The 14827-nt window shown below is 65.8% G+C and carries 13 protein-coding genes and 1 pseudogene; 5 read left to right on the top strand and 9 right to left on the bottom strand.

Annotation, left to right across the window (positions count from 1 at the left end):
• Nucleotides 1-134: 134 nt before the first annotated feature.
• From C5O79_RS05235 to C5O79_RS05200, 8 genes and pseudogenes are all read right to left on the bottom strand, one after another.
• The gene (locus tag C5O79_RS05235; protein WP_047853353.1) at nt 135-995 is read right to left on the bottom strand and encodes a sulfurtransferase; all 861 of its coding nucleotides are present in this window, start codon (nt 993-995) and stop codon (nt 135-137) included.
• A 186-nt stretch (nt 996-1181) separates the two neighbouring features.
• Nucleotides 1182-1652 (bottom strand): Crp/Fnr family transcriptional regulator, encoded by a 471-nt coding sequence (locus C5O79_RS05230; RefSeq protein ID WP_053060349.1) that lies wholly within the window; start codon nt 1650-1652, stop codon nt 1182-1184.
• Between the two features lie 68 nt (nt 1653-1720).
• The gene (arsA, locus tag C5O79_RS05225; RefSeq protein ID WP_131931225.1) at nt 1721-3484 is read right to left on the bottom strand and encodes an arsenical pump-driving ATPase; all 1764 of its coding nucleotides are present in this window, start codon (nt 3482-3484) and stop codon (nt 1721-1723) included.
• A gap of 9 nt (nt 3485-3493) precedes the next feature.
• Nucleotides 3494-3862 carry an arsenite efflux transporter metallochaperone ArsD gene (gene arsD / locus C5O79_RS05220; protein WP_046546893.1) on the bottom strand — a complete coding sequence of 123 codons (369 nt, stop codon included), beginning with the start codon at nt 3860-3862 and terminating at the stop codon, nt 3494-3496.
• Nucleotides 3859-4338, bottom strand: a complete 480-nt coding sequence (locus tag C5O79_RS05215) for a GNAT family N-acetyltransferase (RefSeq protein WP_122477776.1) — start codon at nt 4336-4338, stop codon at nt 3859-3861. The genes arsD and C5O79_RS05215 overlap by 4 nt, the downstream gene beginning before the upstream one ends.
• 18 nt (nt 4339-4356) lie before the next feature.
• Nucleotides 4357-4902 carry an aspartate carbamoyltransferase gene (locus C5O79_RS05210; RefSeq protein ID WP_122477779.1) on the bottom strand — a complete coding sequence of 182 codons (546 nt, stop codon included), beginning with the start codon at nt 4900-4902 and terminating at the stop codon, nt 4357-4359.
• 315 nt (nt 4903-5217) lie between these two features.
• Nucleotides 5218-5565: pseudogene (locus C5O79_RS05205) on the bottom strand (integrase core domain-containing protein); the annotation flags it as partial.
• A 327-nt stretch (nt 5566-5892) separates the two neighbouring features.
• On the bottom strand, nt 5893-6657 hold the full coding sequence (locus C5O79_RS05200) for a TetR/AcrR family transcriptional regulator (RefSeq protein ID WP_122477784.1): 765 nt from the start codon (nt 6655-6657) through the stop codon (nt 5893-5895).
• A 208-nt stretch (nt 6658-6865) separates the two neighbouring features.
• Between C5O79_RS05200 and C5O79_RS05195 the strand changes: the two genes are divergently transcribed.
• From C5O79_RS05195 to C5O79_RS05175, 5 genes are all read left to right on the top strand, one after another.
• Nucleotides 6866-8485, top strand: coding sequence for a bifunctional 3-(3-hydroxy-phenyl)propionate/3-hydroxycinnamic acid hydroxylase (locus C5O79_RS05195; protein WP_236862434.1), 1620 nt, complete (start codon nt 6866-6868; stop codon nt 8483-8485).
• 12 nt (nt 8486-8497) lie between these two features.
• A complete protein-coding gene (locus C5O79_RS05190; protein ID WP_046546899.1) occupies nt 8498-9568 on the top strand; it encodes a VOC family protein in 1071 nt (356 codons plus the stop codon).
• 35 nt (nt 9569-9603) lie between these two features.
• Nucleotides 9604-10560: a fumarylacetoacetate hydrolase family protein gene (locus C5O79_RS05185; RefSeq protein ID WP_122477790.1), complete on the top strand. Its 957-nt coding sequence runs from the start codon at nt 9604-9606 to the stop codon at nt 10558-10560.
• A complete protein-coding gene (locus tag C5O79_RS05180; RefSeq protein ID WP_122477793.1) occupies nt 10557-12509 on the top strand; it encodes an acyl-CoA synthetase in 1953 nt (650 codons plus the stop codon). Before C5O79_RS05185 ends, C5O79_RS05180 begins: the two co-directional genes overlap by 4 nt.
• Nucleotides 12510-12663: 154 nt before the next feature.
• Nucleotides 12664-13401 (top strand): OmpW family outer membrane protein, encoded by a 738-nt coding sequence (locus tag C5O79_RS05175; RefSeq protein WP_122477796.1) that lies wholly within the window; start codon nt 12664-12666, stop codon nt 13399-13401.
• Nucleotides 13402-13444: 43 nt separating this feature from the next.
• On the opposite strand, the gene C5O79_RS05170 is transcribed toward C5O79_RS05175, so the two are convergent.
• Entirely contained in the window at nt 13445-14446 is a 1002-nt protein-coding gene (locus C5O79_RS05170; protein ID WP_122477798.1) for a LysR substrate-binding domain-containing protein, read from the bottom strand.
• Nucleotides 14447-14827: the final 381 nt, after the last annotated feature.

Raw genomic sequence — 14827 nt, 5'->3', positions numbered from 1 at the left:
CAGAGCGCTTCGATAATGGTCATTTGTGTCTGCACAAAACAAGCCACAACCGGGGAACCGGTTCAATCAGGCGGCTTGACCGACAACCTGCGGACGCGCCCACGGGCAGATCAACTTGCCGCAGCGGTGTGGCGTCAGTAGGGCACCCCCTCTTCGATCGGAAGTGAGAAGTCACGGGACCATTCGTTCCAGGAGCCGAGGTATAGCCGCACGTTCCTGATGCCGGCTTCCTCGAGAGCAACGAACGTTGTGGACGCCCGCGCGCCCTTGAAGCAGAAAACGACGACCGGCGTATCCTGCTGAATCCCGACTGTCGCGCATTCCGCCAGAATCTCTGCTGGAGACTTGAACATCTGGCCGGCCGGTGTCGGCTTCAGCATGCGGTACCACTCGAGCCACACCGAGCCTGGAATGCGACCTTTTCGCGGGCAAAAGTCTTTACCGTACGGAGATGAGCTTTCCCCAATCCACTCGTCGACGTCCCGCACGTCGAGTTTCACCACGTGTGGGTCGGCGACCGCGACTTTCATCTCGTTCAGATCCACCAGAATGCCGGCGCCCTCCGCTCCGACGGGAAACCTGACGGGCGTCGGCGCCGGTACGTCGGTCGTGCTCGGTAGCCCGGTTGCGCGCCAGGCACTGAACCCGCCGTGGAGCACCTTGATCTTGTCTTTCGGATAACCGAGATAGCGGAGCAACACGTAGCCCCGGCAGGACTGTCCAAAACCCGTTGTCATAGACTGCTCATAGACGACTGCTGTTTCGTGCCCGGACAACCCGACCTTGCCGAAGGCGTCGGCGAAGGTCTCGCGCAACGCCGCTATGCCTTGCGGCGTCGACATTGCCAGATACGTGAATATCTCGTGGATGTTGACTGCACCGGGCAAGTGGGCTTCCGCGTAATTGGCAGCGTCTCTCGTGTCGATGAGCACCGCCGGCATCATTTTCATGAGTTCCGCCAAGTCGGTGGCGGAAATGAGGACTCTTTCATGCATGGCAAGCCTCACTGGCTGATGACGAAACACACTTCTGCGTAGCTGTCTTCGCGACGCGCGACAGTCGCCTGCGGCAAGAATTTGGAGGCGTTCACCGCATCGACGTTGATGTCAGTCAATCGCGAATACCGGGAAGCCCCGTTGACGCAGGTCAACGGTCGGCAATCGCCACGACCATCGATCCGGTCACGTCGGCGGATTTCTGGTCAGGGCAACCCGGGCCCCGTCGCGCGCGACGAATCCCTCCCGCTCAAGTTCGGCCAAGACGCGATACAGGGTCTCGTGTGCGATCCCAAGCGCGCGTGACCACTGCATCAGCGACTCCGGTACCGTGAATACGCCACGGGCGTCGCCTTCGAGTCGCAGGCAATGCAGGATGCGCTCGCGCGGTGATCTCAGCGTGAGGCGCTCGGCGCGTGCACGGGATTGCATCAACGCCTGGGACAGGAGCCTGATCCAGTCGATCGCAAAGGTCGAATCGAGCCGCAGAGACGCCAGCACTGTTTTGGCTGGCAGAACCAGCAATTGACTGGCGACCGGGCAAACGCCGTCGCAGTGGTATCGCGCGCTAAAAAGACTCGCTTCCGCCACAAAATCGCCAGGTCCGGCGATCTGCAGTGTGATGGACTCGCCGCGGGCTTCGTCACGCCGCAACAATAGACGGCCCGCCTGAGCCGCGTACTTTGCAGCCCATTAAGCTTAAAGGTGGTGGGCGGTGCAATGCACTACTTGGTCGCCCGAGACAAAATCATGTGCTCGAGGCCAACTCGCCCGACCGGTGCCTCAGCGAGCCACGGAATGAGCGCGGTGCGCTGCGCCAGATCGTCCGCCACGCGGCGCACGAACGGCACCTCGTAAGTGCCCCGCTGACACAGCATCGGGTCGGTCGTGCCGCTCGCCAGCAACGACTGGTTGATGACCCACGCGTACGGCGTAATTCCGGCGCGCGCGAGGTCGGCGCTCAGGCGTTCCGCTTCGTGAACGGGAGTGGCTTCTGGCAACGTGACGATCAGGATGCGGCTGTAATCCGGGTCGCGCAAGCGCGGCAGCAGTTGACGGACCGACTCGGGCATGTCGCCCTGGGTGCGCATCACTTCGCGGTGATAGCCCTCTGCTGCGTCCAGCAGCAGAATGGTGTGCCCGGTCGGCGCCGTATCGAGCACCACGAAGCCGGACTTGCCCTGATCCACCGTACGTGCGAACGCGCGAAAGACCGCGATTTCTTCGGTGCACGGCGAGCGCAAGTCTTCCTCGAGCATGGCCCGGCCGCCCGCATCGAGGTGCGATGCCGCTTTCGCCAGCACCTCTTCGGTGTACTGCTGTACTTCGCGCGCCGGATCGATGCGGGTGACGCTCAGGCGAGGCACGACGCCGTCGACGGTAGCGGCCACATGCGAGGCCGGGTCCGTGGTCGAGAGGATCACGCCGTGTCCGCGGCCGGCCAGCGCAACAGCGATCGCGGCCGCTATCGTAGTTTTGCCTACGCCGCCCTTACCCATCGTCATGATCACGCCATGGCCCGCAGCCGACAGTTCGTCTACGAGGCCGCCCAGGCCAGGCGGCAACGCGGTGTCGGGCATCCGGCGTTCGGTCGGCATGCGCACGCGCTCGGGATGCGCCATGTCGCGCAGCGCGTCCAGCCCGACCGTGCCGCGCGGCAAAAACGGAATGCGCGTCTGCGGTAAGCCAGCCAGCTCGCGCGGCATGTCGGCCAGCGCCTGTTGCGCGCGCAGCGCCATGGCGGTCGCAATCGCGTCGTCGGTGCGATCTGTGGAGAAGAGGCCGTTGATCGCCAGCACCTGGTTGCGAATGCCGAGTTCGGCCAGCTCGTGCCGCGTGCGATTCGCTTCGCGCAGTGCCGCGACTTCGGGCCGACTCACCAGGACGACGGTCGTTTGCGCTGCACTCGACAGGCGTTCGACGGTCCCCGCGTACAGCGCCTTCTGATTTTCCAGCCCGGCTAACGGCCCGAGGCAGGAGGCACCGCCCGTCGACGACGATATGAACTCGTTCCACGCCGAAGGCAAGGTCAGGAGGCGCAGCGTGTGCCCCGTCGGCGCCGTATCGAAAATTACGTGATCGAAATCGGCCGTCGCGGCCGGGTCGCCGAGCAGTTTGGAGAATTCATCAAAGGCGGCAATCTCGACCGTGCAGGCGCCGGAAAACTGCTCTTCCATATTGCGGATCGCTGCCGCGGGCAAGACTCCGCGATAGGGGCCGACCATTCTGTCCCGGTATGCCTGCGCGGCCGCTTCGGGGTCGATATTCAACGCGAACAGGCCCGGAGCCCCGGGCACCGGCGTCGGCGATTGACTCAAGCCGACGCCGAGTACCTCGTCGAGATTGGAGGCCGGGTCCGTGCTGACGATGAGCGCCCGCTTGCCGGCATCTGCCATGGCGAGGCCGGTGGCACAGGAAAGCGAAGTCTTGCCGACGCCGCCTTTTCCGGTGAAAAAGAGATATCGGGTTTGCGTTTCAGGAAGGGACATGGTCGCGCTCTAGCAACAGCCTGAGCCCGGCGCGCGGCAGCTGCCGGCCTTGATGTGCGGTTTTTCCGCCGTGGTCAGCGCGATGCCGAGTTTCTGCACAAGCTGCTGGCGTGACGGATACATGCCCGTCGATACGATGTGGCCATCGATCACTAGGATCGGCAGCCGTTCCATGCCGGCTTCCATTTCCTTGACCACCGCGGAGTTGGCGGCGAACGCTTGCGGTTCCTGGCCCAGGTTGTAGCGGGACACGGTGACGCCGTGCGCCTCGACCCATTTCAGGTCCGCGGCGAATTGCGCCAGCACGGGGTCCACGTCCACACCGCATACCCCCGTCGAGCAACACATCGCGGGATCGAACACTTCGAGTTTCTTCATGGCAGCGCCTCGGAACAATCGGGATTCAGGGGTTTCCACAAGCACGGATGCGTCTGCGGGCAAAGGTGCGTGAATTCGGGCAGATTGCGAATTAGCTCGGGAATGTGGTTTCGCTCGATCTGCGTGAAGCCGCGCCGCGCAAAGAAGGTGCGGGCTGCTTCATCATTCGGAATAAGGTAAAGCGCGCGCAGCGATCGCGTTTGCGCTAGCGCAACGGAAGCGTCGATAAGACGGGTACCCAGACCGGATGCGCGCAGTCGCGGGTGAACCGCGACCGAACGCAACAGGGCTGCGTCGCCGGTTTGTTCCAGTCCCGCCACCCCGACGATCGCGGCGTCGCGCACGGCGACGTGAAAGCCGTCGAGGCTCCGTGCCGTGAGGTCGCTCGCCGGCAGCCCGCAGGTGTCCAGCAACGCGCGGATATGGTCGAAGTCCGTGGCGGCTGCCCGGCGAATGTCCTCAACGGGCGTACTCATTTCAATCCTCCGCTGCGTTCACGGCGTCGAAGCGTCTGCCGGATGGTGATGCATCGCGTCCGGATCGTGCCCGGCCATCGCGTCGTGCCCATGATCGGACAGTTGGGCATCGAACCAGTCGTGCAGAGCGGCGACAAGACGAGGCTGCTCGCTGCGATACACGATTTCGCCGCCGCGGCGCACGTCGTGATATTCGATCGTCAGCTCTCCGCGCCGGGCAGCACGCAATACAGCGAGGCCTGGCATGTCGTTGCCGTGGATCTGCTCAGGCGCGCCGAAGTCTCCCTCCGAGAAGCGACGGGCGATCGCGGCGAGATGTCCGCGGATCAGCGCGGCCTGCCGCGCGTCGGGACGCTTCGTGACGACCCGCTGGATGCCGCCGTCGGCCGTCTTCGTGAAGATGTGGGTGGTGGCCGCGAGCGAGAACGGCATCACGTCCGCGCCGTGTTGCGCGACCTCCTTCCGGCGTGCGGGTGCATCGGCAAGGGTGAGCGGCGAAACAAGCGCCATGCCTAGCAAGACCAGAATCGATGCAGCGACGACTGTTGCTGAACGGCGTTTCATGGAATATTCCACCTGGAATCGTGCCGGAGCCTGGCGCCGGCGTCCTGTTCGACGGTTGAGTGCAATCATACGGCGGGCACGCGCTTCTTCGCTCTACCGGGTGGATACCAGCATGACGCGATCGCGACTACGAGAATTCATGGCAATCGCAGCGACTGCGACCGCAGACACGAGGGAGACGAGCCGCACTGTCCACTCGACGGCACCGTAATCCCGATCGATGTCTTTCAAGACAACCTCCCTGATCTGTCGCGGATGGTGGCTCGTCTGACCTGCCCCCTTCAACAGGGCCAATGGGCTTCTAGCAAAGTTCCTTTAAACCAGCTCCTGGAACGCGGCAGGAGCATCCGCGGTTGCCCGATGTTTCGCCGCAAACTCTGACGGCGCAAGCCAGTTCAGTGTGCGGTGCGGCCTTTGCTCGTTATAGTCCTGACGCCATGCCGCGATGACAGCCCGAGCGTGCGCGAGCGTCGTGAACCAGCGCTCGTTAAGGCATTCGTCGCGGAACTTGCCGTTGAACGATTCGATGTACGCATTCTGCGTCGGCTTGCCCGCCTGGATCAACTTCGGTGTGACGCCGTTCGCATACGACCACTGGTCAAGCGCGCGGCTCGTAAATTCGTGGCCCTGGTCTGTTCGCACCGCCTTGGGAGAGCCACGGAATCATGTTCTTCTTCTCCGAGAACGAACGTTACTAGACTCCGGCTGGCCCTGTTTGTAGGGGCAGGTCAACCGATACGGCCGCGCTGCTGCAGGCGATGGGCGAACTGCCGCCCGACGCAGGCGCGACGGTCGGCACCCGGCAATGATCGCGGCGGGGCGCGCGTCGGGCCGGGTGCGTGCCTGCGGGGCGCGCCGGACCGAATCCGGGGGGCGATGCACGCCGCCGCTCGTGACGATGAATGTTCGGCGCGTCGCGCGGGATGAACCGGCGTCGCGACGACGCGGCATACCGCATCGGGCATCCGGTATCCCGGGTGCCCGACCGGATCAGCGCGTTGCGTCGGCGGGCTCGACCACCGGCAGCGGCCGGCTCGCGATCTTCTCGGCTTCCGCGCGCTTGAGCCCGAGCGTCTGCAGCAGCGTGGCCGCCGTGCGTTCCGGAAAATGCTCGCCGCTGAAGCCGAGTTCCGCGAGCACGTCGGCAGCGGGCGCGCCGGGGGCGACGAAATTGAGTTCCGCGGCGATCGCGGTCAGCACGGTGCCGCCGACCGACAGGAAGCCGATGAACGGATCGGCGACGACGAAGCGTTGTGCGGCGATCCCGCGCGCGATGTCGCGCAAGAGCCGCTGACCGAGGCCGAGCGTCAGCACCCGCGCGGAAAAACCTTCGCGTATCAGGAAGTGGCCCCACACGGGCTCCCGGCGTGCCCGCATCAGCGTGTGCCGGACCGCCACCGCAATGATCTCCGCGGGATCGGACAGGCCGCTCGCCAGGCGATCCAGCGAATCGGCGAACTCCTCGAATACCGTCTCCACGAGCGTCGTGTAGATCGCTTCCTTCGATTCGAAGTGGTTGTAGAACGACCCGAAGCCGACGTCGGCGGCTTCGGTGATCTCGTTGATGGCCACGCCTTCCATGCCTTTTTCAGCCATCAGCTTCAACGCCGCCTCGAGCAGACGGCCACGGGTTTCGCGCTTGCGCCGCGCCCCGCGCGGCTCGCGCTCTTCGGCAACCGGCGCGGCGACGTCGGCGGCGACGGCAGGCTCGGCGGCGGCACGTTTGGGTGCCCGGCGTTTCGGAGTGTTCGACATGACGGATCCGGTTCTGATATGGGTCGAGTATAGATTCAAATGTCTACATTGACAAAGTCATCATCTATGACTTTAATGTCACTCAACACATCCGGTCGCACGCGGCAGCCGAGATCGACAGACGAATGGAGACACGGTGGAGACATTTGAAGCAACGGGCGCGCATTCGCGCGCCGCGGGCAGCGCGGCGCAGCCCGACGCGCGCGGGCTGCCGTCGGCGGCCGACATCCTGATCGTCGGGTTCGGGCCGGTCGGCGCCGCGCTCGCGAACCTGCTGGCGCGTCACGGCGTGAAGGTCGTGGTGATCGACAAGGCGACCGGGATCTTCATGGCGCCGCGCGCCATCGCGCTCGACAACGAAGCGCTGCGCATCCTGCAGATGGCGGGCGTCGACGAACGCGATTTCGACACGGTGCCGATCCCTTACGTCCGGATGCGCTCGCCCGCACTCGGTGAATTCGCGCGGATCGATACGCTCGGCACGCTCGACGGCCATCCGAAACTCGTGACGTTCTACCAGCCCGATCTCGAACGCTGCCTGCGCGCGCGGCTGCGCGAGCGCGACAACGTACACGTCGCACTCGGGATGACGTTCGAAGGTTTCGTCGACGAACGCGACGGCGTCGTTGCGTCGCTGACCGACGAGCACGGCCATGCGCACACGGTCCGTGCCCGCTACCTGGTCGGCGCGGACGGTGCAAGCTCTCAGGTGCGCCAGTTGATCGGCCAGCAGTTCAACGGCAAGACCTACGCCGAGGACTGGCTCATCGTCGATGCGCGTCACGTGCCGCGGCCGATCGATCATGTCGAGTTCATTTGCGACCATCGGCGCCCCACTCCGCACATGGTCGCGCCCGGCGCGCGCGAGCGCTGGGAGTTCATGCTGCACCCGGGCGAGCGTCGCGACGAGATGGAGTCGGATGCCCGCATTCGCGAACTGCTCGCGCCGTGGGGCAATGTCGACGAGCTCACCATCGAGCGCAAGGCGGTCTATCGCTTCCACGCGCGCACCGTGGACGCATTCTGCAACGGCCGGGTCTTTCTCGCGGGCGACGCCGCGCACATCACGCCGCCGTTCGTCGGCCAGGGGCTCGTCGCCGGGCTGCGCGACGCGGCCAACCTCGGCTGGAAGCTCGCATGGGTGGTGCTCGGCCGCGCCGAGCCGCGCATTCTCGATACGTACGACGCGGAACGCCGGCCGCACGCACGCGCGATGATCCGGCTCGCGAAGCTCATGGGGCGCCTGGTGATGCCGCGCAACGCGGCCCTGGCGTACGCCACGCACGGGCTGATGCGCGCGCTGCGCTGCGTGCCGGTGCTGCGCGCGCAACTCGAGGAATTGCGCATCAAGCCGAAGAACGCGTTCCGCACCGGGCTCTTCGTGCGCGGCCGCTCGGGCGCGAAGCTCACGCGCGGCGCAACGCTCGCACAGGGATGGCTGAGGGGAGCCGACGGCACCGCGCGCCTGAGCGACGACGTGCTCGGCCACGGCTACACGCTGGTCGGCTTCGGCTGCGACCCGCGCGTCGGGCTCACGGCGGACGCCACGACCGCGCTGGCGGGCGCCGGCGGCGCCATCGTGCAGATCGTGCAACGCGGCCGGCGCCCGGATCGCGGCGGCCGCGATTGCTGGGAAGACCTGGAAGGCACCTTCCTTCCCGGCGTGGCGCGCGTCGGCTGGGTGGCCGTCGTGCGCCCCGACAAGACCGTCGTCCACGACGGGCCGGCCGCCGACGTCGAGCGCATCGTGCTCGACAGCCTGTCGCTGCTCGGCGCGGCGCCGCGCGCCATGCCCGTTCCCGTTTCATCCGTCGTCCGTCCCTCCTGAGCCCCCATCGCCATGAAACTCACCACCGCCCAGCCTGCCCGCCATCCGCGGCCCACGACGAGAGCCGCCGCCCTCGCCTACCTGGTCTTCGAGCGCCCGGATCTCGACGAAGCCGAACGTTTCCTGAATGACTTCGGATTGCGAACCACATCGCGCGATGCCGACCTGCTGCTGTTGCGCGCCACCGGCGCGTCCGGCTTCTGCTACGTGGTGCGCCGCGCGCCCAAGCCGGCGTTTGCCGGGTTCGGGCTCGCGGTCGACAGCCGAGAGGACCTCCGTGCGCTGACCGCCGTGCCCGGTGCGTCGGGGATCGAGCCGTCGGCGTGGCCGGGCGGCGGCGAGCGCGTGCGGCTCGTCGATCCGGCCGGCTTTCGCGTCGATGCAGTGGCCGGCATGACGCGACTGCCGGCGCTGGCGCACCGCGCGCCGCTCGCGTTCAACTCCGTGGATGCGCGCGTTCGCATCAACGACACGCAGCGCCCGCCCGCCGCGCCACCGGAGATCGTCAGGATCGGCCACGTGGTGCTCGAGATCGCCGATTTCCAGGAAACGTGCGCATGGTACACGCGGCATTTCGGTTTCATCCCGAGCGATGTCCAGGTGCTGCCGGACGGATCGCCGGCGGTCGCGTTCATGCGGCTCGACCGCGGCGACACGCCGGCCGACCATCACACGCTCGCGCTCGCGCAGGGCTTCGTGTCGACCTACAGCCACAGCGCGTTCGAGGTCGTCGACACCGACGCGCTCGGCATGGGCCAGCGCATGCTGCGCGACGCCGGCTGGACCCACGCGTGGGGCATCGGGCGGCACATTCTCGGCAGCCAGGTATTCGATTACTGGCAAGACCCGTGGGGCGCCAAGCACGAGCACTACTGCGACGGCGACCTGTTTACCGCCGACGAACCCACCGGCATCCACCCGGTCAGCCGCGAAGCGATGGCGCAGTGGGGCCCGACGATGCCGCGCAGCTTCACGAAGCCGCGCTTCACGCCGTCGAGCATTGCCGCGCTGCTTCGCAACCTGCGCCGCAGCCCCGATCTGACGCTCGGCAAGCTGCTGACCCTCGCAAAACTGTTCGCCTGACTCCGACGCCTGTTCGACTCACGAGAGACCCACACATGTCACTGCTAGTCCTGCACTTCCGGCACAACGGCCGCGCCCAGTGGGGCGTCGTCGCCGATGGCGCCGTCACGCCGATTCCCGGCGACTTCGATACGACCGCGCGCTTTCTGGCGGCGAACCCGGTCGAGCGGCTCGTCACGCTCGACGGACCGACGATTCCGGAGGCGGACGTGGAATGGCTGCCCCCCGTCACCGCCAACCAGCAGTTCGTCTGCCAGGGCGCGAATTATCGCCAGCACATGATCGAATCCGGCATGGATCCGGATGCGAAGAAGTTCAACATGATCTTCACGAAGGCGACGAGTTGCATCGTCGCCGCGAATTCGCCGGTCTTGAAGCCGAGGCAAGTGCGGTTTCTCGACTACGAGATCGAGCTCGGCCTCATCCTCAAGCGCGACATCACGAGCCGCCAGCGGATCACGGACGCGAACCTGCACGACTACGTCGCCGCCACGGTGATCGTCAACGACTACTCCGCGCGCGACGTCCAGATCCCGCAGATGCAGTTCTACAAGGGCAAGAGCTTCCGGACGTTCGGCCCGGTCGGCCCTTACCTGTGCCTGCTCGAGCAGCGCGACTTCCCGAAGCTGAAGGCGCTCGACCTGACGTTGACGGTCAACGGCGCGGTGCGTCAGCAGGATTCGACGTCGAACCTCGTCTATGGGCCGGCCGAGACGTTGACGGAATTGTCGGGCGTGCACGACCTTCACGCCGGCGACCTGCTCGCGACCGGTACGCCGGCCGGCTGCGCCCTCAGCATTCCGTCGCCGCTCAAGCAGCGGGCCGTCGCGCTCTTTCCCGAATCGGTCAAGTGGAAGATGTTCATGAAGGTGCAGGCGGGACGCACGCAGTACCTGAAGGCAGGCGACATCGTCGAAGCCCGGATCGCGAGCCGTGACGGCACGATCGATCTGGGTGTGCAACGCAACGAAATCATGGACGAAGCGGCATGAACGGCATCGCGACCCACGACGACGTACTGGCGCTCGAAGCGCAAGGCTTTCCGCCGGCGCTGCCTGCCAGCACGTACGAGATGATTTGCGCCGGTGCGGCGATCGATCCGTCCGCGCCCGCGCTGTCCTTCTTTCCGACCGCCGACGCCCACCGCGACGCCGAGCGCTGGACCTATCGCGAGCTGGTGCGCGACATCACGCGGACGGCGAACATGTTCACCCGCATCGGCGTGCGCGCGAATTCGGTGATCGCCTATGTGCTGCCCAATCTTCCGGAAACGCATTTCGTGATCTGGGGCGGGCAGGCGGCCGGCATCGTCTGCGCGATCAATCCGCTGCTGGAAGGCGAAGCGATCGCCAGGCTGCTCGAGGCGGCCGGCGCGTGCGTGCTCGTCACGCTCGCGCCGTTCCCCGGCATCGATCTCTGGCAGAAAGTGGCCACGATCGTCGATCGGGTCGAGTCGCTGCGGCACCTCGTGCTGGTCGATCCGGCGGATCGTGTGCGCGGCCGCACGGTGCCGCCCGCCGCGCGAACGTGTGAGCGCGACGATGGCGGCTTGCGCGCCGCGGTGCCTGCACACATCGAGATCCACGACTTCGGTACGGCGATTGCGCGGGAATCCGGCGACGCGCTCGATCATCCGCGCCGCGCCCGCCCCGACGACATGTCGTCGTTCTTCTGCACCGGCGGCACCACGGGCCTGCCCAAAATCGCGATGCGCAGCCACGGCAACGAAGTCGCGAACGCATGGAGCGCGAGCCGGTTCCTCGGCGACAGCATCGGCCCCGGCAAGACGACGTTCTGCGGCTTGCCGCTCTTTCACGTCAATGCCGCGATGGTGACCGGCCTGCTGCCGTTCTCGCGCGGCGCCCATGTCGTGCTCGGGACGGCGCAGGGCTACCGGGGGGACGGTGTCGTCAAACGTTTCTGGGAAATCGTCGAACACCATCGCATCAATTTCTTCAGTGGCGTCCCGACGCTCTATGCGTCGCTGCTCGACGTTCCCGTCGACGGTCATGCGATCGATTCGCTCGAATACGGCCTGTGCGGCGCGGCGCCGATGCCCGTCGGCGTGTTCAAGGCGTTCCAGGAAAAAACGGGAATCCGGATCCTCGAAGGCTACGGCCTGACCGAAGGAACGTGCGTGAGCAGCGTCAACCCGCCGACCGGCGAGCGCCGGCTGGGCTCGATCGGGCTGCGCATCCCGTTCCAGGCGATGAAGACGGTCGTCGTGGACGATGCGGGACGGTATGTGCGCGATTGCGCGGCAAACGAGGCGGGGCTGCTCGTCATCGCGGGGCCGAACGTGTTCAGCGGCTACCTGCGTGCCGACCAGAACAACGGGCTGTGGCTCGATCTCGGCGACGGCCGGCGCTGGCTGAACACCGGCGACCTCGGCCGCCGCGACGCCGACGGGTACTTCTGGCTGACCGGCCGCAAGAAGGAGCTGATCATTCGAGGCGGCCACAATATCGATCCCGCGTCGATCGAGGAACCGCTCCATCGGCATCCGGCCGTGCAGGTTGCCGCCGCCGTCGGGCGTCCCGATGCACATGCCGGCGAGCTGCCCGTCGCGTATGTTCAGCTCAAGCCCGGCATGCACGCTACCGAGGACGATCTCGCGGCGTTCATGCAACAGGAAATCGCGGAACGGGCTGCGGTGCCCAAGCACGTGCGGATCGTGGCGGCCATCCCGCTCACGGGCGTCGGCAAGATCTTCAAGCCCGAGCTCAAGCGCCGCGAGACACGCGATGCGCTGCAGGCCGCGTTGGCTCAGGCAGGCGCGCCGTGCACGTCGCTCGACGTCAACACCGACGACACGGGCAGGATGTCGGTCGCGGTCGCACTGAGCGACCCGGCGCTCGAGGCCGCCGCGCGCTCGGTGCTCGGGCGTTTCCCGTTTGCATTCTCGATCTCGATCGCCGCGCAACCAATGCGGCCGGCCTGACCGACAACGACATATTCCGGGCGACGGGAGATTTCCGGTCGCCCGGATGACTATCGCGCTTCAAGGCAGTACGTGCTTTTTGATCAGTAATCCATATTAGTTTTGAAAATTGAATCGCCATTCGCAAAACGGATCGAGACAGAGGAGACACGAGATGAATTTCAACAGGACGATGAGTGCAGCAAACGTGGCGGCTTGTATCTGCCTGGTTTCGCTTGCGGCCCGCGCGGATGCGCAGACGGCCGGCAGCATCACGACGTCGGTGGGATGGCTGCACATCGCGCCGCAGGGCGACGCGACGCCGCTGACCGTGCAAAGTGTCGGCGGCGTCGCGGTCAATCAGCAAGTGGCCGGTACCGGCGCACATGCGAGTTCGACCGACACGATGGGCATCACGACCGAGTATTACGTCACGGACAATCTGGGTGTCGCGGTACTTCTGGGCATGCCGCTGAAAGTGAACCTGATCGGCGACGGCACCTTGCAGAAGTACGGCACGCTCGGCACGACACGGCCGATGCCGCCCGCGATCGAGCTTCGCTACCACCTCTTTGCAGCCGCATCGAAATTCCGTCCGTACCTCGGCATCGGCGTGAACTACACGTGGTTCACGCAGGTTCGCGCGACCAATAGCCAGTTCATTTCGGACAGCTTCGGGCCCGGCGGCTCGGCACGCGCGACCCTCAGCGCATCGTGGAACCCCGTGTTCGAGATCGGCGCGAATTACGCGCTGACGAAGCACTGGTCGGTCGGCACCTCGGTCAACTACATGCCGGTGAAGACCCACCTTACGCTGTACGGACAAACCGCGACCGGCACGCCGGTGGTATCCACCTCGACGCTCCGGCTCAATCCGCTGAGCGTGTTCCTGAATGTCGCCTATACGTTCTAGCAGAGTGGGCCGGATGCCGATCGAGACTGGCCGCGGCCACGTGTCATCGACTGATCTCGACGCCGGCATCGAGCCAGTCGCGCATCATGATGGCGACCTCGTCACGCAGCCACTGACGAAACAGTCGGTACTCCGGCCGCGAGTGCGCATTCCTGTGCGTGATCAGGTAATGATGGCGATCACGAAACACGAGGACATCCTGCACCGGGCGCACCAGCACGCCCGCGTCGATCTGCCGGTGCACGAGGTGGTGCCAGCCCAGCAGCGTGCCCTCGCCGGCCTCGGCCTGCGCGACAAGCAGCCGGTAGTCGTTGCTTTCCAGATATTTGCTCCCGGCCAGCGTCTCGGTGCCGTCGCTCTGCTGGAACCAGTTGCGCCACACGCGCCAGTCGACGTGCTCGCACACCTGGGCACGACCGAGCATCGACAGGTTCAGCGTCGGGCACGACAGCAGGTCCAGCGGCTTCAGCGACCGGCCATGAAAATGCCGCTCGCGAAACGACGGGCTGCACACCGGATACACGATGTCGTGGAACAGCGGTTCGGCTTCGAACTCCGGGGCGCGCGGCGGGTTCTTCGTGATGATCACGTCAGGCTCGATGAGGCCGTCGAGCTCCATGAAATTCTCGGTGACGATCACGTGCAGCTGGATATCCGGAAACCGCTCGCGAAACGCGGGCAGTCGCGACGACAGCCACAGTGCGGAAAACGTGTGCGATGCGCAGACCATCAGCGCGTGCTTGTCGGTCCGGCGCACGGCCTCCGCCGCCTCGGCGATGTTCATGATCGACAGGTACGACGCGTTGTACAGGACCCGCCCGGCATCCGTCAGCGCGATATGCCTGCCCGTGCGCTCGAACAGCGCGACGTCGAGCGAATCCTCGAGCTCCTTGATCTGCCGGCTGATCGCGGCCTGCGTCACGCACAGCACCTCGGCGGCCTGAGTGAAGCTTTCGTAGCGCGCCGCCGTCACGAAGCAGCGCAGCGCGCGAAGCGACGGCATCTGCGCGAGAAGTCGGTCGGCAAACAATTGCTTCTTCAACATGGCTTCCACTCTCAAAACGGCGGTCGGACGCTGCGCCGACGAACGCGTCGACGGCAGTCGCGCCGGCTGCCCTCAGTCAGTCTCGCCGCAAACCTTTCAATTAGATGATATTGCAGCTTGCGCATCGGCCGGGCGGCTCGCAAGAGCGCCTCGGCCGCGGAAACGGCGTCACGATGACGCCATTTTCGGTCGATTGTGCACCGCATCGCTATTATCGGAAGCGATGAGGGGGACGGCAACACGCACGTCCGGCAGACACCGCCGCTCCATGCCTCGCCGATGCGCGGCACACCGCAGCCGGTACCGTCGCGGTGTCGCGCCGCCAGATGCGGATCGCCCTTCCCTTCGCGCACCACCTGCGGGGCGCTCACCGGCGATCGG

The organism is Burkholderia sp. SRS-25 (genome assembly GCF_004343765.1).
Taxonomy (GTDB): Bacteria; Pseudomonadota; Gammaproteobacteria; order Burkholderiales; family Burkholderiaceae; genus Burkholderia; species Burkholderia contaminans.
Note: the sequence above shows the minus strand (reverse complement) of the source record. Positions and strands in the feature narration are given on the sequence as shown.

Excerpts from the sequence above, each read along its gene's own strand:
- C5O79_RS05235 (WP_047853353.1), bottom strand. The coding sequence starts at position 995 with ATGCATGAAAGAGTCCTCATTTCCGCCACCGACTTGGCGGAACTCATG.
- arsA (WP_131931225.1), bottom strand. The coding sequence starts at position 3,484 with ATGTCCCTTCCTGAAACGCAAACCCGATATCTCTTTTTCACCGGAAAA.
- arsD (WP_046546893.1), bottom strand. The coding sequence starts at position 3,862 with ATGAAGAAACTCGAAGTGTTCGATCCCGCGATGTGTTGCTCGACGGGG.
- C5O79_RS05215 (WP_122477776.1), bottom strand. The coding sequence starts at position 4,338 with ATGAGTACGCCCGTTGAGGACATTCGCCGGGCAGCCGCCACGGACTTC.
- C5O79_RS05210 (WP_122477779.1), bottom strand. The coding sequence starts at position 4,902 with ATGAAACGCCGTTCAGCAACAGTCGTCGCTGCATCGATTCTGGTCTTG.
- C5O79_RS05200 (WP_122477784.1), bottom strand. The coding sequence starts at position 6,657 with ATGTCGAACACTCCGAAACGCCGGGCACCCAAACGTGCCGCCGCCGAG.
- C5O79_RS05190 (WP_046546899.1), top strand. The coding sequence starts at position 8,498 with ATGAAACTCACCACCGCCCAGCCTGCCCGCCATCCGCGGCCCACGACG.
- C5O79_RS05185 (WP_122477790.1), top strand. The coding sequence starts at position 9,604 with ATGTCACTGCTAGTCCTGCACTTCCGGCACAACGGCCGCGCCCAGTGG.
- C5O79_RS05180 (WP_122477793.1), top strand. The coding sequence starts at position 10,557 with ATGAACGGCATCGCGACCCACGACGACGTACTGGCGCTCGAAGCGCAA.
- C5O79_RS05175 (WP_122477796.1), top strand. The coding sequence starts at position 12,664 with ATGAATTTCAACAGGACGATGAGTGCAGCAAACGTGGCGGCTTGTATC.
- C5O79_RS05170 (WP_122477798.1), bottom strand. The coding sequence starts at position 14,446 with ATGTTGAAGAAGCAATTGTTTGCCGACCGACTTCTCGCGCAGATGCCG.